Source organism: Rhodococcus sp. ACPA1 (assembly GCF_002300195.1).
Classification (GTDB): domain Bacteria; phylum Actinomycetota; class Actinomycetes; order Mycobacteriales; family Mycobacteriaceae; genus Rhodococcus_F; species Rhodococcus_F opacus.
The window spans coordinates 493875-519522 of the sequence record NZ_NSDX01000005.1 but is presented as its reverse complement, the minus strand read 5'-3'; the positions used below and the strand labels follow the sequence as shown (position 1 = coordinate 519522).

The window sequence follows — 25648 nt, the reverse complement described above, 5'->3', positions numbered from 1 at the left end:
GGCCACACACGGTGCCGGTCGGCTCAGGCGGAGATGACGCTGTCGAGGACGGAGTAGAACATGCCGAGTCCGTCGTCGCTGGGGCCGGTGAGGGCCTCGGTGGCGTGCTCGGGGTGCGGCATGAGGCCCACGACGCGGCCGTTGGCCGAGGAGATGCCTGCGATGCCGCGCTGCGAACCGTTCGGGTTGTCGCCGACGTAGCGGAACACGACGCGGCCCTCACCCTCGAGTTCGTCGAGGACGTTCTCCGACGCCTGGTAGCGGCCCTCGCCGGACTTGAGCGGGACGAGGATCTCGGCACCCGACTCGTAGCGGGACGTCCACGCCGTCGACGTGGCCTCGACCTTCAGCCACTCGTCACGGCAGATGAAGTGCAGGCCCTCGTTCCGGGTGAGCGCGCCGGGCAGGAGGCCCGCTTCGCACAGAACCTGGAAGCCGTTGCAGATCCCGAGGACGGGCATGCCACCCTGGGCGGCCTGCACGACCTTGCCCATCACGGGCGCGAACCGTGCGATGGCGCCGCACCGCAGGTAGTCGCCGTAGGAGAAGCCACCGGGGACGATGACGGCGTCGACACCCTTGAGGTCGGCGTCGCCATGCCACAGGCTCACGGCCTCGCCGCCGGCGAGGGTCACCGCGCGGGCGGCGTCGACGTCGTCGAGGGTGCCGGGGAAAGTGATGACTCCGACGCGGGCGCTCATGCTTCGACGCGCCTCACGGTCCAGTCCTCGATCACCGTGTTGGCCAGCAGGGCCTCGGCGATCTTCTCGAGCTGAGCGTCGTCGACACTGCCGTCGACCTCGAGCTCGAACCGCTTGCCCTGACGGACATCGGAAACTCCAGCGAAGCCGAGCCGCGGCAGCGCTCCGACAATGGCCTGCCCCTGGGGGTCGAGAATCTCGGCCTTGGGCATGACTTCGACGACGACACGGGCCACGTGCTGCTCCTTGTAGTAGTGCGCGAGCCCAGAGTGGAACACCGGGCACCCGGAAGTTTACCGGGCTACCTGCCTGCGGTTCGCATCGGACGAACGGGACGAGCCATGCATGCAGGCGCATACTCGAATTCATGCGACTGACTCACTTCGGCCACAGCTGCGTCCTCGTCGAGTTGAACGGTTCCACCATCCTCTTCGATCCGGGCAACTTCTCCCACGGATTCGAGGGCATCACCGGACTGGACGCGATCCTGGTGACCCACCAGCACCCCGACCACGTCGACCAGCAACGACTGCCTGCCCTCGTCGAGGCGAACCCCGGCGCGGCCCTGTACTCGGACCCGCAGACCGCGGCCCAGCTCGGCGGCGCGTGGACGGGGGTGCACGCCGGCGACGAATTCGACATCGGCGACGTGCACGTCACCGGCACCGGCGGCAGGCACGCGGTGATCCACCCCGACATCCCGGTGATCGACAACACGGCGTTCCTGCTCGGCGATGCCGGCAACCCCGCCCGGCTGATGCACCCGGGGGATTCGCTGTTCGTCCCGGAGCAGAAGGTCGACGTGCTGGCGCTGCCCGCCGCGGCGCCGTGGCTGAAGATCTCCGAGGCAATCGACTACCTGCGCGCCGTCGCGCCGCGGGTCGCGGTGCCCATCCACCAGGCGATCCTCGCGAACGAGGCCACCGGCATCTTCTACGGCCGCTACTCGGACATGGCTCCCGAGGGCACCGAGTTCCGCACGATGCCGAGCGAGTCGAGCGTCGAGGTGGCCTGACGGCCCCGTGAGTACTTGTTAACCGCGGGCGGTTAATAAGTACTCACGGGTCAGGCGGCACCGATCTGCGGGATCCGCGGCTCCCAGCGGTACACCTGCGGCCGCGCGTGGTGGTAGAGCGCGAGGTCGACGGCGTCGAGCATCGCCTGCCGAGGTCCCGACGTGCCCAACTGCTTCGCGGTGACGGCGAGGCGCACCACGCCCCCACGCCTGGCGGTCCGTCCGGAGCCGAGGACCAGGGCCCGGCACCACCACGGTTCGGCGCGGAATCCCTCACCGATCCCCAGCACGCGCGACCGCACCGACGTCTCGCGTTCGAGGTCGTGGACGGCGGTCATCACGGCCAGCAGCCGGAAGCCGGCGGACGGCAGAGCCGCGACGGCACCCTGCGACGCCAGCCAGCGGGGAGGAGCGAACAATCTGGTGCGCAATCCGGTCTGTTCCATCACCCGGTCCGCCGCGAGCAACCGCAACCGCGCCTCGTGCTCGGGAAGCGAGGCGAACTCGGCCCGGCGACGCTTGGTCGCGGCCTGGTCGTATCCGTGCAGGACGACGGCGTCGCCGCGGGATCGGCGCGCGCGGACCCAATCCTGCGTCGCGGGGTCGTTGACCAGTCGATACTTGTCTTTCAGGCGCGGGGCGACGAGCAGCGACAGCGGCACGCCGCGCACATCCATCTCCTCGGCGAACGCGGCCGCGAAGTCGCGCGTCTCGTCCTTGATTCCTGACACCGACACGATCAGCTGTCCGGTCATGGCCCCAGCGTGCCAGGTGAACGTGAACAGCGAGCAAAGCTCGTGCGCCTTTCCGGTAGTGGGAGCTACCGAAAAGGCGCACGAGCGGCGAAGCCGCCTACTACTTGGGCAGGGCTGCCTCGATGGCCTCGACGACCTCGGGGGCGTCGGGTTCGGTGCGGGGACGGAACCGGTTCACGACGGTGCCGTCGGGTGCGACGAGGAACTTCTCGAAGTTCCACTGGATGTCGCCCGCGGCGCCCTCGGCGTCGGCAGCCTTGGTCAGTTCTTCGTAGAGGGGGTGCCGGTTCTCACCGTTCACCTCGATCTTCTCCAGCAGCGGGAACGTGACGCCGTAGGTGGTGGAGCAGAAGGTCTCGATCTCTTCGGCGGTGCCGGGCTCTTGACCCATGAACTGGTTGCACGGGACGCCGATCACGGTCAGTCCGCGGTCGGCGTAGTCGGTGGCGAGCTTCTCGAGGCCCTTGTACTGCGGGGTCAGTCCACACTTCGAGGCGACGTTCACCACGAGGACGGCGCGGCCGTCGTATTCGCCGAGTGAGGTCGGCGTGCCGCCGAGTGTGTTGATGCCGATGTTCTGAACAGGTGTCGTCATGCGCACCAACGTAGCCAACAAACCTCTGTGCGCCCAGGCTTCGAATCGCCCGGGCGCACAGAGGTTTACTTCGGAGTGGGTATCAGCTCTTCACGAGCACCCGCGGCTCGTCGGCGGCAGGGGTCTCGGTGACCTGCTCTTCGACGACCTCACCGTGGCCGTCGTCGACCATCGTCGACTCGTCGAACGGGAGCTTGCCGTCGAGGACGGTGCGGACGCGCTCGTTGTCGATCGTGTTGGTCCAGGAACCGACGAGGAGGGTGGCGACAGCATTGCCGGAGAAGTTCGTGACCGCGCGGGCCTCGGACATGAACCGGTCGATACCGACGATGAGGCCGACGCCGTCGAGCAGTTCGGGACGGTGGCTCTGCAGGCCGCCTGCGAGGGTGGCGAGCCCGGCGCCGCTGACTCCGGCAGCACCCTTGGACGCGATGATCATGAACACCAGCAGCGACAGCTGCTCGGGGAAGGACAGCGGCTGGCCCATTGCGTCGGCGATGAAGATCGACGCCATGGTCAGGTAGATCGCCGTGCCGTCGAGGTTGAACGAGTAGCCGGTGGGGACGACGACACCGACGGTGGTGCGCTCGACGCCGACGTGTTCCATCTTCGCGATCAGACGGGGCAGTGCGGACTCGGACGAGGACGTGGCGAAGATCAGCAGGTACTCACGGGCCAGGTACCGGACCAGCTTGAAGATGGAGACGCCTGCGACGACGCGGAGCACGGATCCGAGGACACCGAACACGAAGATCAGGCAGGTCAGGTAGAAGCCGAGCATGAGCGTGGCGAGCTGGACGACGGCACCGAGACCGGTCTGGCCGACAACGTTCGCGATGGCACCGAAGGCACCGATCGGTGCGAGCCACAGGATCATCGACAGGATCTTGAAGACGAGCTTCTGCACGGAGCCGACAGCGCGCAGGATCGGCTCACCCTGCTTGCCCAGTGCCTGCAGTCCGAAGCCGACGAGCAGCGCGACGAACAGGGTCTGCAGCACGCTTCCCTCGGTCAGCGCCGACATCAGCGATGTGGGGATGATCGACTGGAGGAAGTCCATGGTGCCGCCGGCGCCGTGGGCCTTCTCGGCGAGCGCCGCTCCGGTGCCCGCGGTGTCGGCGCTGATGTTCAGGCCGGAGCCCGGGTTGAGCAGGTTGCCCACCAGCAGGCCGATGCCGAGCGCGACCGTCGACATGCCGATGAAGTAGGTGAGGGCGAGTCCGCCGACCTTGCCGACCTTGGCGGCGGCCTTCACCGATCCGATGCCGAGGACGATCGTGCAGAAGATGACCGGGCTGATCATCATCTTGATGAGGTCGACGAACATCGTGCCGAGCACGCCGAGCGACTTGCCGACTCCCGGAGCCAGCCATCCGACGAGGACGCCCGCGACGACGGCGACGATGACCCCCATGTACAACCAGTGTGTCCGGTCGCGCTTCTTGGTCTTCCCTGTCGCAGTACTCATGGGATTGTCCTCCAATTCGAGTGGCAAGCTGATCGGTGAGGCCGGTTAGTGACCGCGATCACGTCTTGGAAGAATCTTCTAAGCGATCGCTTGGCTGGAGAAGTTTGTGTTCATTACGTTCAGGAGAAATGCATTGCCGCACCATCCGCCGAGACGGCCCATGAGCGTCGCGAGGCAGCTCTTCCTCCTGCAGCTCGTCGTGTTGGTGCTGGTCATCGGGGCCGGGACCGCGCTGGCCATCGTCGACCAGCGTCGCGACAGCGACGAGACCACCCGACGTGCCGTCACGGCCGTCGCCACCACGCTCGCGATGTCGGACGGCACCGTCGAGGCATTGCGGTCGCCCGACCCGACGGCGGTTCTCCAGCCCCAGACCGAGCAGATCCGCGCCGCGACCGGCACCGATTTCATCGTCGTGATGACGCCCGCAGGCATCCGCTTCACCCACACCAACCCGGAGCTGATCGGTGGTGTGTTCTCCGGGAACATCGAGCGCGCCCTCCGCGGGGAAACGTTCACGGAGACGTATGCCGGTTCACTCGGACCGTCGATCCGCGCCGTGGCCCCGGTGTACGACGGCGACCGGATCGCGGGTCTCGTGTCCGTCGGCGTCACGCGCGAGAAGATCGGCGACCAGTTCGCCGCGAGCCTGCCGACCATCTTCGCGGTCGCCGCGATCGGTCTGGCGGTGTCGGCAGCCGGATCGTTCCTGCTGAGCCGGCGCCTGCGCCGTCAGACGCTGGGGATGGCGCCGGACGAGCTGCGGCAGATGTACGAGCATCACGACGCCGTCCTGCACTCGATCGGCGAGGGCCTGGTGGTGCTCGGCCGCGACAGCGGTGACACCGCGAAGGCCGAAGTGGTGAACGACGAAGCGCGCCGCCTCCTCGATCTCCCGGAGGGCCCCGTCCCGGTGGCCGCGCTGCCGGAGTCGTTTCGGCAGTCGCACGACGACGATTCCCGGGACGAGGTGCACGTGACCCCCGACCGCGTGCTGCTCGTCAGCCGGGAGCCCGTGACGTGGGAGGGACAGCGTCTCGGGACGGTGCTGACACTGCGCGATCGCACCGAATTGCAAAGCATCATGGGTGAACTCGACTCCGTGCGCGGATTCGCGGAATCGCTGCGGTCGCAGGCCCACGAATCGGCGAACCGTCTGCACACGATCATCACGATGGTCGAACTGGGCCGCTACGACGACGCGATCGCGTTCGCCACCGAGGATCTACGGTTGTCGCAGGAATTGATCGACCGCCTGATGACGGCGGTGCACGAACCAGCCCTGGCCGCACTGCTGCTCGGCAAGGTGGGTGTGGCCGCCGAACGGGGAGTCGACCTGACCGTCACCGAAGACACCGCCCTCGGACCCGTCGCGCCGCTCAGTGCGCGTGAACTCGTCACGCTGGTGGGTAATCTCGTGGACAACGCGATCGACGCCGCCCGCGGTGCGACGGAATCTCCCGGAGAGGATGCGTGGGTGGAAGTGACCGTCCGTCAGGAGGATTCGATGATGGTGGTGCGGGTGGCCGACAGCGGCCCCGGCATTCCCGCCGACGAACTCGACAAGGCGGTCACGCGCGGCTACTCCACCAAGTCGGGTCAGCGCGGGCTCGGGCTGGCGTTGGTGGCCCAGGTAGTGGCGCGGCACGGCGGGACGATCCACACGGAGCCGTCGCTCGGATCGATGATCGTCGTCGAGATCCCGATCGAGGGGGCCGCCTCGTGATCCGCGTGATGATCGTCGAGGACGAACCACTCATCGCCGAGGCGCATCGGGCGTATGTGGAACGCATTCCGGGTTTTTCGGTCCACACCGTCGTTCACGACGGCAACGGCGCCATGCGCGCGGTCGCCGCCGCGAACGGCAGCGACGACCCCATCGACCTCGTCCTCCTCGACATCGGTCTGCCGGATGCCAGCGGACTCGACGTGGCGGCGGCACTGAGCGGCGTGCGACCGAGTCCCGACGTGATCGCGGTGACCTCGGCCCGCGACCTCGAGATGGTCCGCACCGCCGTGGCGCGCGGAATCGCGTTGTATCTGCTGAAGCCGTTCACGTTCGCGGCGTTCCGCGACAAACTCGAGCGGTACCGGGAATTCCGCGACGCCCTGCCCGCCGGAAGCAACGCGCTGAGTCAGCACGACATCGATCGGGCGATGTCCGCGCTGCGCACCTCCGACGAGCGCGCGGCGTCCCCGAAAGGCGTTGCACCCCAGACACTCGATCATGTATCGGCGTGCGTCCGTGACGCCGCCGGACCGCTGACGGCGGCCGAGGTGGCGGCCAGCATCGGGGTCTCCCGGGTCACGGCCTGGCGGTATCTCGAACGCCTCGCCGACGACGGGGTGCTCACCCGGCACACCGAGTACGGCCGGGCGGGGCGCCCGCAGATTCGGTACGCGCTGCGCTGACCCCCGTAACGAACCGGCCACGCCGCGCGAGACAGTGAGTGAGGCGAAGTAATTCCTGTCGGGGGACGATGCAGGGAGAACACATGAAGACTCACGTGGCAGCAGTTCTGACCGTCGCGGCCGCGACCGTGCTCACCGGGTGCGCTGGAAGCGACAACGCGGCAGAATCCGTCGCCTCCCCGATCCCACAGGCCGCTTCTGGCGCAGACGTACGCAGCGGGCCGTGTCTCGACCTCGATTCCGCGATGGTCAGCGACGCGTTCGCGACGCTCGGCAACGCGCCGGGTGGCGATCCGTGGGTACCCGGAACCGCGTCCGATGCCGCCGGCGAGGACTGCCCCGCACTGCTGTGGGCCACGGCGGAGACGCCCATGGGAACGGTGAGTTCGCCGACCCAGGTGCTGTTCTTCCACGACGGCACGTATCTGGGCACCGCGACAGCCGAATCGTATGCCTACACCGACGTGGTCGGATCCACCGACGACTCCGTCTCGGTGGAGTACAGGTGGCTCGGCGAGCAGGACGCCAACTGCTGCCCGTCGGGCGGACCTGCGGTCGTCACCTACTCCTGGGACGGATCCCGGGTGGTCATGGAGCAGCCGTTACCGCAGGAGATGCTCGACTCGTACGAATGACATCCGACTACCACTGCGGCGCAACGCTATTGACATGACACGGAAGGGGCCACCGGAGACGGTCGAGAAAACCTCACCTAGAGGTTGTGACCTGCATCACATCGGTGGACGATTGTAGAGGAGTCACCTCCGGCTCGTAGTAACTCAGTCAAGGACCTTCACATGTCTAGCAGAATTGCCACCACACTCGCCGCGATTGCAATGACCTTGTCACTCGGCGCCCTGGCCGCCCCCGCAGCTGTCGCCGCACCGCTCGCTCCCGCACCGACCCCGGCAGTCGGTTCGATCTCGGTCTGCCTCAACCTGCCATTGGGGTCGGCCAGCATCAGTTTCTGCATCTGAGCCCTGCGAGGCGGAAAGTCCCCTGACAAGCCGACTTCCGCCTCGCCCGCCGATGCTTTTCACACGCCGAGACATCGGATCCTCGGCGCGGGTGCCGCAGTACCTAATCGCCGATCATGTCGAGCACCCACGCGAATTCGAACGCTACTTCCTTCCACTTCTCGTAGCGTCCGCTGACGCCGCCGTGTCCGGCGCTCATCTCGGTCTTGAGGAGCAGGGGTGTGTCGCCGGTCTTGGTGGCGCGCAGTTTCGCGACCCACTTGGCCGGTTCGACGTAGAGGACCCTGGTGTCGTTGATGCTGGTGATCGCGAGGATCGCCGGGTAGTCCTTGGCCTCGACGTTCTCGTACGGACTGTACGAGCGCATGTATTCGTAGACCTCGGGGTTCTCGAGCGGGTTTCCCCACTCGTCCCATTCGATGACGGTCAGCGGCAGTGAGGGGTCGAGGATCGACGTCAGAGGGTCCACGAAGGGAACGTTGGCGAGGATGCCGGCGAACAGTTCGGGTGCCAGGTTGGCCACCGCACCCATCAGCAGGCCGCCTGCGCTGCCGCCGTCGGCGATCATCTGCTGCGCAGTGGTGCGTCCGGTGTCGATCAAATGCTGTGCGCTCGAGACGAAGTCGGTGAAGGTGTTCTTCTTCGTGAGCGTCTTGCCGGTCTCGTACCAGTGCCGGCCCATCTCGCCGCCGCCGCGCACGTGCGCGACTACGAACACCACTCCGCGGTCGAGCAGGGACAGCCGCGCGACGGAGAACGCGGGATCCATGCTGGCCTCGTACGATCCGTACCCGTAGAGGAGGGTGGGGGCGGGGTCGTCGACGCCGTTCGTCTTGCGCCGGACGATCGAGAGCGGGATGCGCGTCCCGTCGTCGGCGACGGCCCAGTCGCGTTGCTGCTCGTAGTTGCCGGCATCGAATTCGCCGAGCACGGGTTGCGACTTGCGCAGGGCGAGTTCACCCGTCGACAGCACGTAGTCGTAGACCTGGCCGGGCGTGATGAACGACGTGAACGCCATCCGCAGTGTCGGCTGCCGCCATTCCGGGTTGGCCCCGAGCCCGACGCTGAAGAGTTCCTCGTCGAATTCGATCTCCGTGAACTCGCCGTAGCCGTCCTCACCGAGCGGCCAGATGGCCAGCCGGGTCAACGCTTCGCGGCGGTAGCCGAGCACGAGGTGGTCGGCGAACGCGTCGACCTCCTCCAACCGCACGTCGGAGCGGTGCGGAATGAGGATGGTCTGCGACGTCGGGTCGGACACCGGCGCGTCGGCGAGCACGAAGTTCTCGGCCTTCTCACCGTCGACGACGTCGTTGTGCATGATCAGGAAGCGGTCTTCTCCCGCGACGACCGCGTGCTCGACGCCGTACTCGACACCCTCGCGTCGCGGCAGCACCACTCGGAACTCGCCCTCGGGGTTCTCCGATTCGAGCACCCAGCCTTCGCTGGTGATCTTCGACCCCACCCAGATCATGAGGTACTTCTCGCTCCGCGTGGACCCGACCGACACCCAGAACCGCTCGTCCGGCTCGTGGAACACGGTGACGTCCTGCGCGCGGTCGGTGCCGAGCTTGTGCCGCCACACGGTGTCGGGACGCCAGGACTCGTCGACGGTCAGGTAGAAGACGTGACTGTGGTCGATCGCCCAGGTGGCGCCGGGCGCGGTGTCGGGGATTTCGTCGGGCAGCAGGTCGCCGGTCACGAGGTTCTTGAAACGCAGCGTGTACCGCTCGTCGCCGACCACGTCGACCGAGTACGCGAGGAGCGTGCCGTCGTGGCTGAGCGAGAAGGCGCCGATGGAGAAGAAGTCGTGACCCTCGGCCTCGGCGTTGCCGTCGAGCAGCACCTGCTCACCGGGGAGTTCGACACCCGGAGTCAGTTCCGGCGGGGTCCAGTCGTCGGGGCCGGCGATCGGTGCCCGGCACTGGACGCCGTACTGCTTGCCCTCGATGGTGCGGGCGTAGTACCACCAGTCGCCCATGCGGGTGGGAACCGACATGTCGGTCTCCTGCGTGCGGGACTTGATCTCCTGGAAGATCTGGTCCCGCAGCGGCGCGAGATGGGCGGTCTGCTGCTCGGTGTACGCGTTCTCGGCCTCGAGGTACGCGACGACTTCGGCGTCTTCCTTGTCGCGCAGCCACTCGTACTCGTCGACGAACGTGTGACCGTGGTGGACGCGTTCGGTGGGGACCTTCTTCGCGACGGGCGGGGTGAGTTTCGTGCCTTCGGAGGTCATGTCTCAGCCCACCCAGTCCGCGAACGACAGACCCGAGATCCGCTCGTACGCTTCGATGTACCGCTCGCGGGTCGCCTCCACGATCTCCGCGGGCAGCGGCGGCGGCGGAGTGTCGGACGCTCGGTCCCAGCCGGATTCGGGGCCGGTGAGCCAGTTGCGGACGAACTGCTTGTCGAAGCTCGGCTGCACCTTCCCTGCCTCGTACCCGTCGGCCGGCCAGTACCGGGACGAGTCGGGGGTGAGGACCTCGTCGGCGAGAACCAGGTTGCCCTGCGGGTCCAGTCCGAACTCGAGCTTGGTGTCGGCGAGGATGATGCCCCGGTCCGCGGCGAAGTTGGACGCCCGGCCGTAGATGTCGAGGGTGTCGTCGCGCAGCTTCACGGCCAGGTCCTGGCCCACCTTCTCGACCACGGCCTCGAAACTGATGTTCTCGTCGTGCTCGCCGAGCTCGGCCTTGCTGGCGGGCGTGAAGATCGGGTCGGGAAGCTGGCTCGCCTCCACCAGCCCCTCGGGCAGTGCGACGCCGCACACCGCGCCGGTCTCGTTGTAGTCGATCAGCCCCGACCCCGTGAGGTAGCCGCGGGCTACGCACTCGACGGGGACCATGTCCAGCTTCCGGACCACCAGCGCGCGGCCGAGAACCTCTTCGGGGATCCGGCTGTCGTCGGGTTCACCGGCCAGATGGTTGTTGCCACCGAGGACGCCGAAGAAGAAGACGCTCATCGCGGTGAGCACCCGTCCCTTGTCCTGGATCGGGGTGCTGAGGACGTGGTCGTAGGCGGAGATCCGGTCGCTCGCGACCAACAGAAGGTGCTCGTCGTCGATCGTGTAGAGGTCGCGGACCTTGCCACCGGCCAGATGGGCGTATGAATCGAGTGAGGGGCGCACGGTGACCCAGCCTATCGGTCGGGCACCGACCGGCGGCCGCTGACCTTCGAGCTGGGGAGACGTCCCGCCGTCGACTTCCCCGTCATCTCGTCGCCCTCGACGAGGACATCGAACTGCAAGTGGAGGCGCAGCGGCTTGGTGATGGACTGAGACCAGGTGAGCCGGTTCCCGTCGAGCGCCGGGTCGGTGAGCGGGACTTCCTCGGAGGCTCCGCGAGCGGTGCCGCGGAGTTCCCCGTCCTGCGTGACGAAGGTCAGTTCGACGCGTTGCTTCCCGACGGGCGTGGCGATCACGACGTTCCAGGTGCCGTCGACAGACATGGTCCGCTCCTCAGATGATGGTGGGTTCGAGCCCACGGGCACGCCAGACGGTGCCGCGGCGCTCGTAGGCGAACAACGTCTCGACCGCGTGCGCGATGCGCGGTCCCAGCTCCCGTTCGAGCAGATACAGTCCGAGATCCAGACCGGAGGTGACGCCGGCCGCGGTGACGAGGTCTCCGTCGTCGACGACGCGGGCGTCCACGGCGACCACCCCGGTGGCGTCGAGCAGATCCATTCCCAGGTGATGGGTGACGGCGTGGCGGCCTTCGACGAGTCCGGCCATCGCGAGGACGAGCGACCCACCGCACACGGTGGCGACGATCAGTTCGGGGTCGGCGCAGGCCTCCCGCAGCACGTCGGGGAGCCGCGTCTCGAGGGTCCGTCCGAGAATTTTCGGGATGGTGTCGTCGCCCTCGGTGCGCTCTTCCACACGCCCCGACGCACCCGGCACGACGATCACATCGGCCCGGCCGGCGTCGAGCCTCGCGGCGGCCCGCAGACTCAGCGGCACTGTTCCGCTGGGGACCTCGCGCACGCCCTCGGCGGAGGCCAATTCGACGGTCAGCGCGCCGTCGGCGTAGAGGCCACCCGCGTGCAGTACCTCGAACGGGGCGATGACGTCGAGCGGGTCGAAGCCGTCGAACAGCGCGATCTGGACATGCATCCGTGGGCCTTTCACTGTCTGCCTTGTGCCGAGTACACGAGGCGCTAGTGACGTCAGCCAGCCGATCGAGGCCTGAGAACTGGCATTTTCGCCACAATCCAACGGATTGTCGCCACGCTATTTCCGCAGATTTTTGCACAGCGCATCGACATTCACCGGGGTTATGAACGCTTGGCGGAAATCAATCGTCTGCGTATGTTGTAGCCATGCACACCGTGGCAGTCCTGGCACTCGACGGTGTCATCGCGTTCGATCTCGCCACGCCGGTCGAGGTCTTCGGTCGTACCAGGTTGCCGGACGGACGCGCGGCCTACCGGGTGAAGGTGTGCGCCCCGGACGGTGACGTGGATGCCGGCGCATTCACACTCCGCGCGCCCTGGGATCTGAGCGCTCTGGACGCGGCCGACACGATCATCCTGCCGGGGCTGGCCGACCCCACCGCTCCGCTTGCACCCGAAGTACTCGAGACACTGCGCCGGGCGGCCGGCAGTGGCACCCGGATCGCGTCGATCTGCGTGGGAGCGTTCACCTTGGCCGCCACCGGACTGCTCGACGGCAGGCGGGCGACGACGCATTGGGCGGCCGCCGAACTCCTCGCCTCGCGTCACCCGCTGGTCGACGTGGACCCGGCCGTGCTCTACGTCGACAACGGCCAGTTCCTGACCTCGGCCGGCGCCGCGGCAGGCCTCGACCTGTGTCTGCACATGATCCGCTCGGATCACGGGTCGGCGGTGGCCGCCGACGCTGCCCGGTTGTCGGTCATGCCGCTGGAACGCGAAGGCGGACAGGCGCAGTTCATCGTTCACGAACGTCCGCCGTCCGCGGAACTGACGAGCCTCGAGCCGCTGCTGCTGTGGATGCAGGAGAACAGCCGCGCAGACCTGACACTCGACGACCTCGCCCGGCGAGCCGGGATGAGCACCCGCACCCTCAATCGGAGATTCCGCGAGCAGACCGGCACCACACCGTTGCAGTGGCTCCACCGCGTCCGGATTCATCAGGCGCAGTACCTCCTGGAGACCACCGCTCACTCCGTCGACCGCATCGCCGCGCAGGTGGGGTTCGGGTCGCCGACCGCGTTCCGCGACCGGTTCAAGCGCGTCGTCGGGACCAGCCCCCACTCCTACCGCGCGGCGTTCCGCGGATCCTCGGCGACCGCGTAGCGGCGTCCCGGGCACAGCCGCGGAACACTTCGTCTCCCGTTGTCGTTACCGTTGGTCAGGAACTCTTGTGAGCGCGGTAACGGAGAAGGTGGGTAATGGCGACGGACACGACCCCGGTCGACGTCGGGTTCCGTTCGGAACGCGGACCGATTCTCGTGTCGCTGATGCTCACGACGTCACTGGTCGCGCTCGATGCGACCATCATCTCCACCGCCGTCTTCACCATCGTCGGGGACCTCGGCGGCTTCTCGCAGTTCCCGTGGCTGTTCTCGATCTACCTGCTCACCCAGGCCGTGTCGGTGCCGATCTACGGCAAGCTGGCCGACATCTTCGGCCGCAGGCCCGTGATGCTCCTCGGCATCGCCCTGTTCGGCGTCGGCTCGGTGCTGTGCGGGATCGCGTGGAGCATGCCCGCTCTCATTGCGTTCCGCGCGGTGCAGGGTCTCGGCGCCGGGGCCGTTCAGCCGATGAGCATGACCATCGCCGGAGATATCTACACCCTCGCCGAACGTGCCAAGGCCCAGGGCTATCTGGCCAGCGTCTGGGGCATGTCGGCGGTGGTCGGCCCGACCCTCGGCGGGGTGTTCTCCGAGTACCTGTCGTGGCGGTGGATCTTCTTCGTCAACATTCCTCTCTGTCTGCTCGCGGCCGTGATGCTGATCCGCAACTTCGACGAGAAGCGGGTGCGCACCCAGCGGTCGATCGACTACGCCGGCGCCGGAATCCTGGCAGTCGGGGCGACGCTGCTCATCCTCGGACTCCTCGAAGGCGGGCAGGCCTGGGCGTGGAGTTCCCCGATCAGCCTCGGCATCTTCGCGGCGGGTTTCGTGTTCCTGATCGTCTTCGTCCTCGTGGAACGGCGGGCCGCCGAACCGGTACTTCCGCTGTGGGTGTTCACCCGTCGGGTTCTCGCGGCGAGCAGTCTCGTGTCACTGCTGGTCGGGGCCATCGTCCTGGGCCTGACCACCTACGTGCCGACCTTCACCCAGGGCGTCCTCGGGACGGGCGCACTGGTGGCCGGGTTCGCGCTTGCCACCCTGACCATCGGCTGGCCGATCGCCGCGTCGCAGTCCGGGCGCGTGTACCTGCGCTTCGGCTTCCGGGTCACGGCCACCGCGGGCAGCCTGCTGGTCGTGACGGGCACCGCTCTCACGTTGAGCCTGTCCATCGACTCGGCGGTGTGGCAGGTGGCGATCTGCTGCTTCGTCATCGGCGGCGGCATGGGTCTCGTCGCGAGCCCCACCCTCATCGCGGCGCAGTCGAGCGTCGACTGGTCGGAGCGCGGCGTCGTCACCTCGACCAACATGTTCGCCCGCTCCATCGGCAGCGCCGTGGGGGTCGCCCTGTTCGGCGCCCTCGTCAACGCGCGACTGGGCGGCGCCGACAACCCCGCCCCGGCCGAACTGGCCGGGGCCCTGCATCTGGTGTTCGTGGCCGCCCTCGGCGCGGCCGTCGTACTCGTCGTGGCCGCGGCGGCGATGCCGAAATCCGCCTCCGCGCCGGAGGTCGAGCCGAGCGCACCGACGTCCGACCGCCGGCTGTGAAGGAGGGACCCGTGCCCGACCCGTGCATCGACGTGCTCGTCGCGTCGTATCTCGAGCAGGACCTGGTCGACAGGATCGCAGGCTGCGACCCTCGGGTCCGGGTGGCGTACGCACCCGAACTGCTCCCCCGGCCTCGATGGCACAGCGATCACGTCGGGGTACCGCGTGATCTGACGGCCGGCGAGCACGACCGGTGGTCGTCGATGTTGCGGACCGCCGACGTGATGTTCGACTTCGACTGGCGGCACCCCGAACGCACACTCGAACAGTCGCCGAATCTGCGATGGATTCAGGCGACGTCCGCGGGTGCCGGGCAGCTGATCGAGAAATTCGGGCTGTCGCGTGCGCCGCTGACGGTGACGACCGCCGCGGGAGTCCACGCCGAGCCGCTGGCGGAGTTCGCGCTCGCCGGCATTCTGTATTTCGCGCGCGGACTCCACCGGCTGATCGCCGACCGGCAGACCCGGACCTGGCGCAAGCAGGAAACGTCCGAGCTCGCGGGACGCCACGCGCTGATCGTGGGCGCCGGCAAGATCGGCTCGCGCACAGCGGAACTCCTCCGGTGCTTCTCCGTCACCGCAAGCGGGGTCGCCCGCAACCCACGACCCGCAGGCGCCCCCTTCGACAGCATGACCACCACGGACCGGATCGCCGAGCACCTGCCCGCCGCGGACATTCTCGTGATCTCCTGCGCCCTCACCGACGACACTCGCGGACTGATCGGACGCCGGGAACTCGCGGCCCTCCCCGACGGCGCCCTGGTCGTCAATCTCGGACGGGGGCCGATCATCGACGAAGACGCTCTCGCAGAAGCACTGTCGACGGGCCGGCTGGGCGGGGCGGTCCTGGACGTCACCTCCACCGAACCGCTCCGAGACGATTCGCCGTTGTGGACGGCCGACAACGTCATCCTCAGCCCGCACAGCGCTGCCAACGTGCCGTCGGAGAACGCGAAGATCGTCGATCTGTTCGTCGAGAACCTCGGACGCTACCTGTCGGGTGACGACGCGCTGCTCAACGAGTTCGACTTCGACGCGGGATACTGACTGCGCCGAGCGGCCGCCGCCGCTACCGTGGGTATCCACCATGACCGACCGTGACCTCGTCGACCGGATCGACCGGCTCGTACACGACCAACTCGCGAACCACGACAACCGATCCGGGCACGACTCGAACGTGAACCAGGACCCGTGCCCGCACTGCGGACGCGCATGGCACGGGCTCGCGATCACCGAGCGCATGCAGCAGATGCGGCACGCCCGGGCTCTCGACCCGAGATACAGCTACGCCCACGACCACAGCCGGGTGCTGTGCGCGGGTTCCCCGTTCATCGGCCCGATGCCCGAAGAGGTACTGATGCTCGGGGGTTTCGACGTGCACGCCGCCTGGCGGGACATGGTTGCGGCGGCTCGGCAGGCGCCCGATCGGATCGAGCAGCCCGACCCGTTCGACGCGTATCGCACCGCCGGTCCGCGCGGAGGCGAAACACCGGCCGTCGGCCTCGCCGGCGGATGCCACCGCGCGTCGTGGCACTGCCCGCAGTGCGGCGACCGAGCGCACTTTCTCGACGCCGGCCGCGAACCCAACGCCTTCGCGGTCGCGCTGCGCGCCTACGCCGCGCACATCGCCGCGGCGCACGACCCGTCCACGGACGACGAGGACGACACGTCCGCGTTCTCCAGCCGGTGGGCCCTCCCCACTCGCGGGGTGCTCTGGGACAGCAGGCACACCGTGATCGGACGATTCGGGCCCGGCGCCACCGCCCGCGACCTCCGCGGCTTCGGCGGTCCACCGCCCGCGCGAGCCGGACGGGAGGTCACCGACCTGACCACCTCTCGGAGAGCGCCGGCGAACGGAGACCGCTGATGGACGGCCGCGACGAACAGCCATCCCAGCACAGGCCACGCCACCGGGCGGACACGCCGCGGTGGTGGCGGTTGGCGACCGGAATCGTCCTCACCGCCCTCGTCGCGTTCGCCTGCGCTGCGACGCTGGTGATCACGATTCCGATCGACCCGGTCTTCCCGTACGTCGTGCTGGCTGGTTTCGCCCTGCTGATTCTGGGTGCCGTGTGGCTGATCCTCGCCGGCGTGCAACTGGGGCGGTACCGGTGGGATCGACGCATCTGCGTTGCGCCGGCGATGGTGGCACTGACGGCGACCCTCGTATTCTTCGGTGTGCCTTCCGACCTCGGGTGGCGGCTGTCGGTGGGCGAACTGACCGCATACGCGCAGACGTGCACACCGTCGTCCGAGGACCAGAGGATCGGCCTGTACGACACCTGGCGCGTCGAGCAGCTCGACACCGGCTGCCACTTCTACCTCGAAGGTGGCCTGGTCAATCTTGTCGGAGTCGCTCATCTGCCGGGCGGCACCGACAAGATCGGCCGACCCCAGCGTGACGGAGAGATCGGATATCAGCACATCGAATACGACTGGTACCGCTTCGTGCAGATCTTCTGAACCGTGCCGGCCGGTGGAGTCGAACCCAGGCCACCGGTCGTGTGGGCGGGCGGACTCCCGGACGGTTCCGGGACGTCGCTGTTCAGAGTCCGGTAGCCGCGACGATGCGGGCCCCCGAGATGGCCTCGAGGAGGGCCTGATGGTCTCGGGTGTTCTGCTCTGCGTACGTTTCGGCGAATTCGGCTATCGCATGATCGAATTCGGTGTCGTCCCCGAGGTAGGCGGCGATCGCGATCCGGTCGCCGGCCCGCGCGTGCGCATAGGCGAGGACGCGTGCACACAATCGCCCATACAGCATCATGACGCTGGGTGTCTGGGATTCGACCACCGCCGAACCCTTGCCGTCGCGCAGTTGGCGCACGTAGAAGTCCCGCTCGACGCCGTCGGGGCCCGCACCACGTTCCCAGCCCAGGAAGATGTCGCTCGCGGCCTGCATCAGCCGCTGTCCGCTGACCACCCGCTCGCCCTCGGCAGCGAACGACGGGACGTCGACGTAACGCGACAGCACGGACGGACCCGCCTCCTTCACCTGCAGAAACAGCGGATCGTCTTCGTCTGCTCCCAGCATCAGAATGATCCAGGTGCGGGTGCCCACACTGCCGACCCCGACCACCTTGCGGGCAATCTGCACCATCCGGAACTGGTCGTAGAGGACGCGGTGGTCCCACCGCAGAGACTGTGCATACACGTTCAGACGATGCCGTAGGTCTCGGTACAGCGATTCGAGGTCCTCGCCCGCGTACAGCTCCTCGACCGGGACCAACAGTGGCGGGTTGCTGATGATCCGCCTCTCCCCGTCCACGACGGCGGTCAGCTTGGAGAGCGCTTGAACGCTGTCCCGGCGGCGCGCCTTCTCCAGAGCGGTTCGGGCGCGTTTCCTCTGCGACTTGTCCAGCTCGTCTCGAAGCCCCACGAGTTCCGCTGTGGGCTCGATGTGGGAGTACCAGACGGCCAGGTTTCCCAGTTGCGCCTGGCCGGCCATGGTTTCGCGGTATTCGGCGGCGCAGGCGCGGGTGATCTTCCTGGTCTTCGTGCCGCTGAATCCGTTCTCCTGCGCCGCGATCGCGAGGCTCGAGACCAGGCGTTTGACATCCCATTCGAAGGGGCCGGGATGTGTCTCGTCGAAGTCGTTGATGTCGAATGCCAGCCGGCGTTCCGGGGTGGCGAAGATTCCGAAGTTGCTCAGGTGCGCGTCGCCGCAGAGCTGCGTGCGCAGGCCCGTGGTGGGCGAGTGGGACAGATCGTCGGCCATGATCGCGGCGCCGCCGCGGTAGAAGGCGAAGGCCGTCGCCGCCATACGCCCGTACCGGATCGGAACGAGTTCCGCGACTCTCTCCGTCGCCTGCTTCTCGAGGAGGCCCACCGGGTCGCGCCGATCGGCCACACCGTATTCCGCGAGCGCAGCCGGCGGAGTGTCTCGGCGGGCGGCCGCCCCTCGTTGTGCGCGCTCGGCCCGGCTCGGATGTGCCACCGGTTCGTCGTGTTCCGCGGACATGGCAGTCTGCCTTCCTCGAGTGACGCGATATGGCCGGTTGATTCCCATCCTCCTCCGCTCGGACTGCGTTCGCGGCAAATACCAGCAGGTTCATCGGTAAACGGGGGTGGGCACACCGATGTGGTTCTGCTTGAATTGATGTATGTGCCGGTGGATGGCGTACTCGGGGGAGCCGATCCTCGCGGAGGACCTGCTGTTCCGCCCTAAACATTCGCTGATCGACCAGAGTCTGCACTCCCGTCTCGGGGCGACGACCACCAATGGCGACGGGTTCGGTGTCGGCTGGTACGGCGAAGGCAGTGAGCCGGCGGTGTACAAGAGCATCGAACCGGCCTGGAACGACAGCAATTTGCGGGAGATCGCCGGTCAGGTGCGAACGCCGATGCTACTCGCTCACGTGCGCGCCTCGACCGGGACGCCGGTGCAGCGCAGCAATTGTCACCCGTTCCGGCACGGGCGGTGGTTGTGGGTACACAACGGCGCACTGCGCGGGTTTCACGAGACCCGGCGCGACCTGGTGATGGCCGTCGACCCGGAGCTGTTCTCCGACCTCGAAGGGTCGACGGACTCCGAGGCACTGTTCTTCCTCGCCCTGACGTTCGGCCTCGTCGACGACCCCCTCGGTGCTGTGGCCCGTGCGGTCGGCTTCGTCGAAGATGTCGGCCGCGCCCATGGGGTCGAGCATCCGGTGCAGATGACCGTCGCGACCACCGACGGCGAATCGCTGTGGATCTTCCGCTATTCGAGTGAGCGGCAGTCGAGGTCGTTGTTCTTCTCCACCGAGGTCGCGAAGCTGCGCGCACTGCACCCGGAGGTCGAGGTCCTGCACAACCTGGGCGGGGAGACCCGATTCGTGGTCTCCGAACCCCTCCGCGACCTCGAAGGCGCGTGGAACGAGGTGCCGGAATCCTCGGCCGGGGTGGTCCGACCGGGCCAGGACGAAATCCGGCCGTTCGAACCGATGTCACCGACCTGACTTCGCGGAGCTCACCTGGCGGTGCTCTTGCGGGGCCGCCCCCGACGCGCGGTCTTGACGGGAGGCGGACTCTCCGATTCCGGTTCCGCGTCGGCCGTCGACTCTACGGACGGATCGTCGCGCCAACTGATTTCGATTTCGATCTCGGTCTCGTCGCCTTCGACCTCTATCTCGAGCTCCCACCGGACCCGGTCGGCGACGACGACGGAAATCGAGTCACCACCCGAGCCCAGTTCCACCTCGGAGCCGCTCGCGAGTGCCTGTCCGAGCGCGATGAGCCGGTCGGACACCTCTTTCCGGGAGAGCTCGGACTTCCTCTTGATCTCCAATTTGGGCACGGCGACTCCTCACCTCGGTGCAGTGTCTCATCACCGTAACTGTCGCGAGACCGGTGGCCGGATCGAACCGATAACAAAGTGAAGATGTAGCTTCGTCGTCCCCACGCATGGGACACTCTGTGCAGCGCGCGATGGACGGACGGTGGGCCTCCGATGACCGAAGAACCGACTTCCAGTGATTCGAAGCGGGTAGCGGGCCCTCAACGCCTGCTCGGACTGCTGCTGGCGATGGCGATGTTCGTGCTCGTCGTCGACACATCACTGATGAACGTGTCGATCTCCTCGGTGGTTCGCGACCTCGACACGACCGTCAGCGGCGTCCAGGCGGCGATCGCACTCGAGGCGCTGGTATCCGCCGCGTTCATCCTCATCGGTGGCAAGGTCGGCGATCTCATCGGACGCAAACGGGCGTATGTGCTGGGCCTGCTCGGCTACGCAGTCGGTGCGTCGGCGATGGCACTCGCACAGAGCCTGACCGCGATCATCATCTTCTGGGCAATACTCGGTGGAATCGGCGCGTCACTCCTCTTGCCCGCCATGCAGTCCCTCATCCACGGCAACTTCGAAGGCGCCGCTCAGAAGAAGGTCTACGCCCTGGTCGGGGCGGCGGCCGCGATCGCCGCCGCCGTCGGACCGCTGCTCGGCGGTTTCATCACCACCTACCTCTCGTGGCGCGTCGGGTTCGTGCTCGAAGTCGTCATCATCGCGGTCGTCCTGTCCGGCATCAAACTGGTCCGCGACGTGCCCTACACCGGACCCCGAGTCATCGACCTGGTGGGCGCGGCCCTCTCCGTTCTGGGCATGGGCGGGATCGTGCTCGGAATCCTGGTGTGGCAGGAGGGTGGCGAATCCGTTGGTGCGCTCCTGGTGATCGGTGCGATTGCGATGGCTGTGCTGGCGTACTGGCTCGTGCGGCGCAAACGTCAAGGGAAGCCGGCACTGCTGGACCCGGACCTGTTCCGCTCCAAGGTCTTCCGACTGGGCATCTCTGGGCAGATGCTCCAGCAGATCGCCCTGGGTGGCACGATGATCGCGCTGCCGATCTACCTGCAAATGGTGCTCGAGTACAACGCGATGCAGGCAGGCTTGTCCCTCGCACCTCTCTCGCTCAGCATGTTCGCAGTGGCGGTGCTCGCGGGCAAGAAGGCGGGCGACCGGCGCCCGAGCAGCATCATCCGGTGGGGATTCGTGCTTCTGACGATCGGGATCGCGGCGCTGATCCCGATCGTGCCGCGCGCCGAGTTCGGTTGGGGCCTGGTGATCCCGTTGGTGATCGCCGGATCCGGGTTGGGGTTGCTGGTGTCTCAACTCAACAACTACACGCTGGCACCGATCGAGGAGGAGCGGATCAGCGAGGCCGCCAGCGTCAATTCCGCGGCGGGATCGTTCGGGCTCTCGTTCGGGCTGGCGTTCGCCGGCGCCATCATGCTGGCAACGCTGTCCTTCACCTTCACCTCGATGGCGGAGTCGAGCACCGTGCTCCCGCCGGCCGAGCAGCAACAGGTGGCGCAGGTGCTCGAGGACGACGCCGAAGTCATGAGCAACACCCAGCTCGAACAGTTGCTCGTCGACCAGCCCCCGGAGATTCAGGACGAGATCATCCGCATCAACACCGACGCACGACCGCTCGCCCTTCAAATCGCCCTGCTCATCCCCATCCTCGCCGGTCTCATCGGGGTGTTCAATTCGTTCCGCATGAGGCGCATACCGGACCCGACACCACAGAACTCCGGCGAAGGGACAGACCTGGGCTGAGTCCCCCGCGCGTCGAAACCGCACGGATCGTGGGCACGACTGTCGTTCAGGAGTTTTGCGGGCTCTCCGCGGCGGGGGCATCCCAGGCGGCCGGTGTGCGTTCTGCGTACTTTCGTGCCTCGTCCATGAGCGTCCGCGCGGGTGGCGTGAGATGGGTTCGCCGGCAGACGGCGGCGATGTGCAAGTAGGACTCGGGGACGATGCGGTGCACGGTGGCGCCGGACTGCCGGGCCGACGGCGCCCACGACGACGGCATGACGGCCTGCCCGAATCCGCTGAGGACCATCGGAAGGATCGAGGTTCGGTGGGCGACCTCGGCGACGATGGTGGCTGCGACGCCGCTGGCGAGGACCTCGTCGACGAGGGTTCGCATCAGCGATCCGCGCTGCGAGACGATCAGTCGAAATCCGGACAGTTCCGATCTCCGAATCTCCGGGCGGCTCGGTGTCTCGGCGCCCGGCCCGGAGATGAGGATCAGCGGCTGGCTTTCGAGCGCGACGACGTCGAGTTCGGGGGCACGCACCGCGGCCGGTGAACCCAGGATCCCGACCTCGCAGACGCCGGTGCGCACGGCGTGCAGCACCTCTTCGGGAGTGAACGCCGCCTCGGCATTGACAGTGACCGAAGGATAGGTGCGGCTGAAGCTGGTGAGGATCGTGGTGAGGGGTTCGATCCCGGGTGACGGCATCGTGATCAGGTCCACGCGACCGGCCCGGAGCCCTTTCAGCGCATCGACGGATGCCTTCGCATCCTCGAGATCGCGCAACACCACGCGGGCCGGGCCGACGAGCGTTTCGCCGGCGTCGCTGAGCACCAGCCGGCGTCCGACGCGGTGAAAGAGCGGTACCCCGAGTTCACGCTCCAGCGCGGAGATCGACTGGGAGAGCGAGGGCTGCGCGATCAGCAGTGTTTCCGCCGCGCGGTTGATGCCTCCCTGATCGACCACAGCCAGGAAGTACCGCAACTGACGCGCGTCCATCCGAACCCCTCATTCCCGTCGATGTGCGGCCGAACCCTCGAGCGTGGCTGTCGGCGACCGCCGCATGCACACTCACTCTACCTGCGAAAACGCGCCTCGATTAGGTGAAACCTATAAGCCGGATCGACTCTTGGTCATGGACGCTGCGTGATTGTGACGGGTTAATGAATGCATCACACACTGTGACGAGCACAACACGATGGAGGCAACGACATGGCACTACTGCAGACGTTCAAGATTGCATCGATCCCCGCCGACGGCGTCGGCAAGGAGGTCGTCGCTGCCGGACGGCGCGTGCTCGACGTCCTCGCAGAACAGTCCGGTGGGCGTTTCGCCTTCGACTGGGAAGAATTTCCCTGGGGATGCGGGTATTACGAGCAGACCGGGAAGATGATGGCCGACGACGGCCTCGACACCCTGCAGGCGTTCGACGCCATCTACTTCGGCGCGGTCGGATGGGAGAACGTCCCCGACCACATCAGCCTCTGGGGGCTGCGGCTCAACATCACCCAGAACTTCGACCAGTGGGCCAACGTGCGGCCCGTGAAGTTCCTCCCCGGCGTGCGGTCCCCGCTGCGCAAGGCCGACGACACCGAACTCGACTGGGTCGTCGTCCGGGAGAACAGCGAGGGCGAGTACGCCGGCCTCGGCGGACGTAACCTCAGCGGCCGCGGTCCGGGCAACGAGGTCGCACTGCAGACCGCGCTGTTCACCGAGAAGGGCTGCGAGCGCATCATGCGGTTCGCGTTCGACCTGGCCCGCACCCGCACGGTGAAGAAGGTTTCCAGCGTCACCAAGTCCAACGCCCAGCAGTACGGCATGGTCCTGTGGGACGAGGTCTTCAACCGCGTCGCCCTCGACTACCCCGACGTCGCGACCGAAAGCGTCCTCGTCGACGCGATGAGCGCCAAGTTCATCCTGCACCCGGAGGATCTGTCCGTGGTGGTGGCGTCGAACCTCAACGCCGACATCCTCTCCGACCTCGGCTCCGCGCTGGCGGGAAGCCTCGGCATCGCGGCGAGCGCGAACCTCAACCCGGAGCGCCGCTTCCCGAGCATGTTCGAACCCGTCCACGGTTCCGCACCCGACATCGCGGGCCAGGGCATCAGCAACCCGATCGGCGCGATCGCCAGCGCCGCCCTGATGCTCGACCACTTCGGGCTGCACGACGAGGCCCGCCGCGTCGAAGCCGCCATCGAGGCCGCCACCGCGAGCGGAGCACTGACCCGCGACATCGGCGGCTCGTCGGACACCGACGCCGTCACCGAGGCGATCGTGCACGCGCTGCAGACCGCGCTGACCCCGGCCTGACCGCAATCCACAGTCACAGCCGGCCCGACTCGGCAGGATCTGCCGGGTCGGGCCCCACCCCTCGAACGGTCGGTAACTCTCGGCCACCCCCGTCTTCACACCTGAACACTCTCACCCGAGGTGAATGTCATGGAAACACCCAGCAGCGCAGCGAGTTACCAACCGGCGACTGTGAAGAAACCTTGGTACAGGCAACTGTACTTCTGGGTTCTCATCGCGATCGTGCTCGGCATCCTGGTCGGGTGGCTCTGGCCGGACACCGGCGAGGCGATGGAGCCGATCGGCACCACCTTCATCACCGCCATGAAGATGCTGATCTGCCCGATCGTGTTCCTGACGATCGTCGGCGGCATCGCGAGTGTCGCGGACCTGAAGAAGGTCGGGCTGACCGGAATCAAGGCGCTGACCTATTTCCAGGTCGGAACGATCCTCGCGCTGCTCACCGGCCTCGTCGCGATCAACCTCTTCCGTCTCGGGGACGGGGTGAATGCCGACGCCGCCTCGCTGGAAACGACCGACTCCGCCAACAAACTGATTCAGACCGGTGAAGAGAAACAGTGGTGGGAGTTCATCACCCACCTGGTCCCGGACAGCGTGTTCGGCCCGTTCGTCGAGGGCGACATCCTCCAGGTCATCTTCCTCGCCGTCATCTTCGGGGTCGCCATCAACGCGGTGGGGCAGATCGCCGCACCGATCCGGGACGCCGTCGAACGCCTCACCGCGGTGGTCTTCAAGGTCCTTAGCTTCATCATGAAGCTCGCACCCCTCGGTGCGTTCGGCGCCATGGCCTTCGCCATCGGCAAGTACGGTGTCTCCACCCTCACCAGCCTCGGCAGCCTGATCCTGCTGTTCTACGTCACGTCCGCGTTCTTCGTCTTCGTTGTCCTCGGATCGGTCATGGCGTATCTGCGGCTCAACATCTTCCGGATGCTCGGCTTCTTCAAGGAAGAGCTCCTGCTCATTCTCGGCACCTCCACTGCCGAGCCCGCGCTGCCCGGTTTGATGCGCAAGCTGGAGTACGCCGGCGTCAAGAAGACCACCGTCGGTCTCGTCGTGCCCACCGGTTACAGTTTCAACCTCGACGGGGCAGCCATCTACCTCTCGCTCGCCGCGCTGTACATCGCGCAGGCCACCAACACCGACCTGTCCATTCCGCAGCAACTCGGCCTCCTCGGCGTCATGCTCCTCACCTCCAAGGGCGCCGCAGGTGTCGCCGGAGGCGGATTCATCGCGCTGACAGCAACGTTGAGCACCCTCGGCACCATCCCCGCGGCCGGCATCATGCTCATCTTCGGTATCGACAAGTTCATGTCCGAATGCCGCGCCCTGGTGAACTTCATCGGCAACGCCGTCGCCACCCTGTTCGTCGCCAAATGGAACCACGAACTCGACGTCGACCGCGCCCGCCGCGTCTTCTCCGGCGAAGTACTTCCCCCACCCGACGGTGACGTCGAGAACGACTTCGACATGGAGATCCTGGAACAGGAACCACGGGACAAGCACCACCACATGATCGAGGAACCGGACGCTGTCAGCATCGACCACGAACGGCTCGACCCCGCGGCGACGACGCCCGCGCACTCCACCCAGCGATGAC

At 67.1% G+C, this 25648-nt stretch carries 26 protein-coding genes; 14 read left to right on the top strand and 12 right to left on the bottom strand.

Features of this window, described 5'->3' with window-relative positions; translation table 11 throughout:
* Nucleotides 1-23: 23 nt before the first annotated feature.
* Both purQ and purS read right to left on the bottom strand, forming a co-directional pair.
* Nucleotides 24-701 (bottom strand): phosphoribosylformylglycinamidine synthase subunit PurQ, encoded by a 678-nt coding sequence (gene purQ, locus CJ177_RS26810; protein ID WP_009477892.1) that lies wholly within the window; start codon nt 699-701, stop codon nt 24-26.
* Entirely contained in the window at nt 698-937 is a 240-nt protein-coding gene (purS, locus tag CJ177_RS26805) for a phosphoribosylformylglycinamidine synthase subunit PurS (RefSeq protein WP_005244409.1), read from the bottom strand. Before purS ends, purQ begins: the two co-directional genes overlap by 4 nt.
* A gap of 131 nt (nt 938-1068) precedes the next feature.
* Between purS and CJ177_RS26800 the strand changes: the two genes are divergently transcribed.
* Entirely contained in the window at nt 1069-1716 is a 648-nt protein-coding gene (locus tag CJ177_RS26800; RefSeq protein WP_061040664.1) for an MBL fold metallo-hydrolase, read from the top strand.
* 50 nt (nt 1717-1766) lie between these two features.
* Here CJ177_RS26800 and CJ177_RS26795 read toward each other — a convergent pair whose 3' ends face one another.
* From CJ177_RS26795 to CJ177_RS26785, 3 genes are all read right to left on the bottom strand, one after another.
* Complete coding sequence (locus CJ177_RS26795) at nt 1767-2471, bottom strand: DUF2334 domain-containing protein (RefSeq protein WP_025431864.1); 705 nt, start codon at nt 2469-2471, stop codon at nt 1767-1769.
* 100 nt (nt 2472-2571) lie between these two features.
* Nucleotides 2572-3066 carry a glutathione peroxidase gene (locus CJ177_RS26790; RefSeq protein ID WP_025431863.1) on the bottom strand — a complete coding sequence of 165 codons (495 nt, stop codon included), beginning with the start codon at nt 3064-3066 and terminating at the stop codon, nt 2572-2574.
* Nucleotides 3067-3148: 82 nt separating this feature from the next.
* Nucleotides 3149-4534: a cation:dicarboxylate symporter family transporter gene (locus CJ177_RS26785; protein ID WP_061701192.1), complete on the bottom strand. Its 1386-nt coding sequence runs from the start codon at nt 4532-4534 to the stop codon at nt 3149-3151.
* Nucleotides 4535-4694: 160 nt separating this feature from the next.
* Here CJ177_RS26785 and CJ177_RS26780 point away from each other — a divergent pair, with 160 nt between their 5' ends.
* The 4 genes from CJ177_RS26780 (at nt 4695) to CJ177_RS26765 (ending at nt 7923) form a co-directional block, all read left to right on the top strand.
* Complete coding sequence (locus tag CJ177_RS26780) at nt 4695-6260, top strand: sensor histidine kinase (protein ID WP_025431862.1); 1566 nt, start codon at nt 4695-4697, stop codon at nt 6258-6260.
* Nucleotides 6257-6946, top strand: a complete 690-nt coding sequence (locus CJ177_RS26775; protein WP_005244415.1) for a response regulator — start codon at nt 6257-6259, stop codon at nt 6944-6946. Before CJ177_RS26780 ends, CJ177_RS26775 begins: the two co-directional genes overlap by 4 nt.
* A gap of 83 nt (nt 6947-7029) precedes the next feature.
* Nucleotides 7030-7581 carry an LppP/LprE family lipoprotein gene (locus CJ177_RS26770; protein WP_005244416.1) on the top strand — a complete coding sequence of 184 codons (552 nt, stop codon included), beginning with the start codon at nt 7030-7032 and terminating at the stop codon, nt 7579-7581.
* Nucleotides 7582-7743: 162 nt separating this feature from the next.
* Nucleotides 7744-7923 carry a hypothetical protein gene (locus CJ177_RS26765; protein WP_037230587.1) on the top strand — a complete coding sequence of 60 codons (180 nt, stop codon included), beginning with the start codon at nt 7744-7746 and terminating at the stop codon, nt 7921-7923.
* 103 nt (nt 7924-8026) lie between these two features.
* Here the strand turns inward: CJ177_RS26765 and CJ177_RS26760 are convergent, their stop codons facing one another.
* The 4 genes from CJ177_RS26760 to CJ177_RS26745 are packed head-to-tail and all read right to left on the bottom strand — an operon-like array spanning nt 8027 to nt 12028.
* The gene (locus tag CJ177_RS26760; protein WP_095869017.1) at nt 8027-10156 is read right to left on the bottom strand and encodes a S9 family peptidase; all 2130 of its coding nucleotides are present in this window, start codon (nt 10154-10156) and stop codon (nt 8027-8029) included.
* 3 nt (nt 10157-10159) lie between these two features.
* The gene (locus tag CJ177_RS26755) at nt 10160-11044 is read right to left on the bottom strand and encodes a phosphoribosylaminoimidazolesuccinocarboxamide synthase (protein WP_005244419.1); all 885 of its coding nucleotides are present in this window, start codon (nt 11042-11044) and stop codon (nt 10160-10162) included.
* Between the two features lie 11 nt (nt 11045-11055).
* Complete coding sequence (locus CJ177_RS26750; protein ID WP_061040631.1) at nt 11056-11364, bottom strand: hypothetical protein; 309 nt, start codon at nt 11362-11364, stop codon at nt 11056-11058.
* Nucleotides 11365-11374: 10 nt separating this feature from the next.
* Nucleotides 11375-12028, bottom strand: coding sequence for a DJ-1/PfpI family protein (locus tag CJ177_RS26745; protein ID WP_005244421.1), 654 nt, complete (start codon nt 12026-12028; stop codon nt 11375-11377).
* Between the two features lie 206 nt (nt 12029-12234).
* Between CJ177_RS26745 and CJ177_RS26740 the strand changes: the two genes are divergently transcribed.
* The 5 genes from CJ177_RS26740 (at nt 12235) to CJ177_RS26720 (ending at nt 17197) form a co-directional block, all read left to right on the top strand.
* Nucleotides 12235-13191, top strand: coding sequence for a GlxA family transcriptional regulator (locus tag CJ177_RS26740; protein ID WP_061040630.1), 957 nt, complete (start codon nt 12235-12237; stop codon nt 13189-13191).
* Nucleotides 13192-13286: 95 nt separating this feature from the next.
* Nucleotides 13287-14735, top strand: coding sequence for an MDR family MFS transporter (locus CJ177_RS26735; protein ID WP_005244423.1), 1449 nt, complete (start codon nt 13287-13289; stop codon nt 14733-14735).
* A gap of 11 nt (nt 14736-14746) precedes the next feature.
* Complete coding sequence (locus CJ177_RS26730) at nt 14747-15781, top strand: D-2-hydroxyacid dehydrogenase (RefSeq protein WP_095869237.1); 1035 nt, start codon at nt 14747-14749, stop codon at nt 15779-15781.
* 40 nt (nt 15782-15821) lie between these two features.
* Complete coding sequence (locus tag CJ177_RS26725) at nt 15822-16601, top strand: hypothetical protein (protein ID WP_095869016.1); 780 nt, start codon at nt 15822-15824, stop codon at nt 16599-16601.
* Nucleotides 16601-17197: a hypothetical protein gene (locus tag CJ177_RS26720; protein WP_143548707.1), complete on the top strand. Its 597-nt coding sequence runs from the start codon at nt 16601-16603 to the stop codon at nt 17195-17197. The genes CJ177_RS26725 and CJ177_RS26720 overlap by 1 nt, the downstream gene beginning before the upstream one ends.
* 82 nt (nt 17198-17279) lie before the next feature.
* Here the strand turns inward: CJ177_RS26720 and CJ177_RS26715 are convergent, their stop codons facing one another.
* On the bottom strand, nt 17280-18692 hold the full coding sequence (locus CJ177_RS26715) for a DUF2252 domain-containing protein (RefSeq protein ID WP_095869015.1): 1413 nt from the start codon (nt 18690-18692) through the stop codon (nt 17280-17282).
* A 154-nt stretch (nt 18693-18846) separates the two neighbouring features.
* Between CJ177_RS26715 and CJ177_RS26710 the strand changes: the two genes are divergently transcribed.
* Nucleotides 18847-19668, top strand: a complete 822-nt coding sequence (locus CJ177_RS26710; RefSeq protein WP_061040627.1) for a class II glutamine amidotransferase — start codon at nt 18847-18849, stop codon at nt 19666-19668.
* Between the two features lie 11 nt (nt 19669-19679).
* Here the strand turns inward: CJ177_RS26710 and CJ177_RS26705 are convergent, their stop codons facing one another.
* Nucleotides 19680-20006, bottom strand: a complete 327-nt coding sequence (locus CJ177_RS26705) for an amphi-Trp domain-containing protein (RefSeq protein ID WP_005244429.1) — start codon at nt 20004-20006, stop codon at nt 19680-19682.
* A gap of 153 nt (nt 20007-20159) precedes the next feature.
* Here CJ177_RS26705 and CJ177_RS26700 point away from each other — a divergent pair, with 153 nt between their 5' ends.
* Nucleotides 20160-21761, top strand: coding sequence for an MFS transporter (locus CJ177_RS26700; RefSeq protein WP_005244430.1), 1602 nt, complete (start codon nt 20160-20162; stop codon nt 21759-21761).
* Nucleotides 21762-21807: 46 nt separating this feature from the next.
* Here the strand turns inward: CJ177_RS26700 and CJ177_RS26695 are convergent, their stop codons facing one another.
* Complete coding sequence (locus CJ177_RS26695) at nt 21808-22740, bottom strand: LysR family transcriptional regulator (RefSeq protein WP_025431857.1); 933 nt, start codon at nt 22738-22740, stop codon at nt 21808-21810.
* A gap of 213 nt (nt 22741-22953) precedes the next feature.
* On the opposite strand from CJ177_RS26695, the gene CJ177_RS26690 reads away from it, so the two are divergent.
* A complete protein-coding gene (locus CJ177_RS26690; protein ID WP_095869014.1) occupies nt 22954-24051 on the top strand; it encodes a tartrate dehydrogenase in 1098 nt (365 codons plus the stop codon).
* A 129-nt stretch (nt 24052-24180) separates the two neighbouring features.
* Nucleotides 24181-25647, top strand: a complete 1467-nt coding sequence (gene dctA / locus CJ177_RS26685; protein ID WP_005244433.1) for a C4-dicarboxylate transporter DctA — start codon at nt 24181-24183, stop codon at nt 25645-25647.
* Nucleotide 25648: the final 1 nt, after the last annotated feature.

Bases quoted from the DNA above. Each gene is read 5' to 3' on its own strand.
- purQ (WP_009477892.1), bottom strand. From the start codon at position 701: ATGAGCGCCCGCGTCGGAGTCATCACTTTCCCCGGCACCCTCGACGAC.
- CJ177_RS26800 (WP_061040664.1), top strand. From the start codon at position 1,069: ATGCGACTGACTCACTTCGGCCACAGCTGCGTCCTCGTCGAGTTGAAC.
- CJ177_RS26795 (WP_025431864.1), bottom strand. From the start codon at position 2,471: ATGACCGGACAGCTGATCGTGTCGGTGTCAGGAATCAAGGACGAGACG.
- CJ177_RS26790 (WP_025431863.1), bottom strand. From the start codon at position 3,066: ATGACGACACCTGTTCAGAACATCGGCATCAACACACTCGGCGGCACG.
- CJ177_RS26785 (WP_061701192.1), bottom strand. From the start codon at position 4,534: ATGAGTACTGCGACAGGGAAGACCAAGAAGCGCGACCGGACACACTGG.
- CJ177_RS26780 (WP_025431862.1), top strand. From the start codon at position 4,695: ATGAGCGTCGCGAGGCAGCTCTTCCTCCTGCAGCTCGTCGTGTTGGTG.
- CJ177_RS26770 (WP_005244416.1), top strand. From the start codon at position 7,030: ATGAAGACTCACGTGGCAGCAGTTCTGACCGTCGCGGCCGCGACCGTG.
- CJ177_RS26765 (WP_037230587.1), top strand. From the start codon at position 7,744: ATGTCTAGCAGAATTGCCACCACACTCGCCGCGATTGCAATGACCTTG.
- CJ177_RS26760 (WP_095869017.1), bottom strand. From the start codon at position 10,156: ATGACCTCCGAAGGCACGAAACTCACCCCGCCCGTCGCGAAGAAGGTC.
- CJ177_RS26750 (WP_061040631.1), bottom strand. From the start codon at position 11,364: ATGTCTGTCGACGGCACCTGGAACGTCGTGATCGCCACGCCCGTCGGG.
- CJ177_RS26745 (WP_005244421.1), bottom strand. From the start codon at position 12,028: ATGCATGTCCAGATCGCGCTGTTCGACGGCTTCGACCCGCTCGACGTC.
- CJ177_RS26740 (WP_061040630.1), top strand. From the start codon at position 12,235: ATGCACACCGTGGCAGTCCTGGCACTCGACGGTGTCATCGCGTTCGAT.
- CJ177_RS26735 (WP_005244423.1), top strand. From the start codon at position 13,287: ATGGCGACGGACACGACCCCGGTCGACGTCGGGTTCCGTTCGGAACGC.
- CJ177_RS26725 (WP_095869016.1), top strand. From the start codon at position 15,822: ATGACCGACCGTGACCTCGTCGACCGGATCGACCGGCTCGTACACGAC.
- CJ177_RS26720 (WP_143548707.1), top strand. From the start codon at position 16,601: ATGGACGGCCGCGACGAACAGCCATCCCAGCACAGGCCACGCCACCGG.
- CJ177_RS26715 (WP_095869015.1), bottom strand. From the start codon at position 18,692: ATGTCCGCGGAACACGACGAACCGGTGGCACATCCGAGCCGGGCCGAG.
- CJ177_RS26710 (WP_061040627.1), top strand. From the start codon at position 18,847: ATGGCGTACTCGGGGGAGCCGATCCTCGCGGAGGACCTGCTGTTCCGC.
- CJ177_RS26700 (WP_005244430.1), top strand. From the start codon at position 20,160: ATGACCGAAGAACCGACTTCCAGTGATTCGAAGCGGGTAGCGGGCCCT.
- CJ177_RS26695 (WP_025431857.1), bottom strand. From the start codon at position 22,740: ATGGACGCGCGTCAGTTGCGGTACTTCCTGGCTGTGGTCGATCAGGGA.
- CJ177_RS26690 (WP_095869014.1), top strand. From the start codon at position 22,954: ATGGCACTACTGCAGACGTTCAAGATTGCATCGATCCCCGCCGACGGC.
- dctA (WP_005244433.1), top strand. From the start codon at position 24,181: ATGGAAACACCCAGCAGCGCAGCGAGTTACCAACCGGCGACTGTGAAG.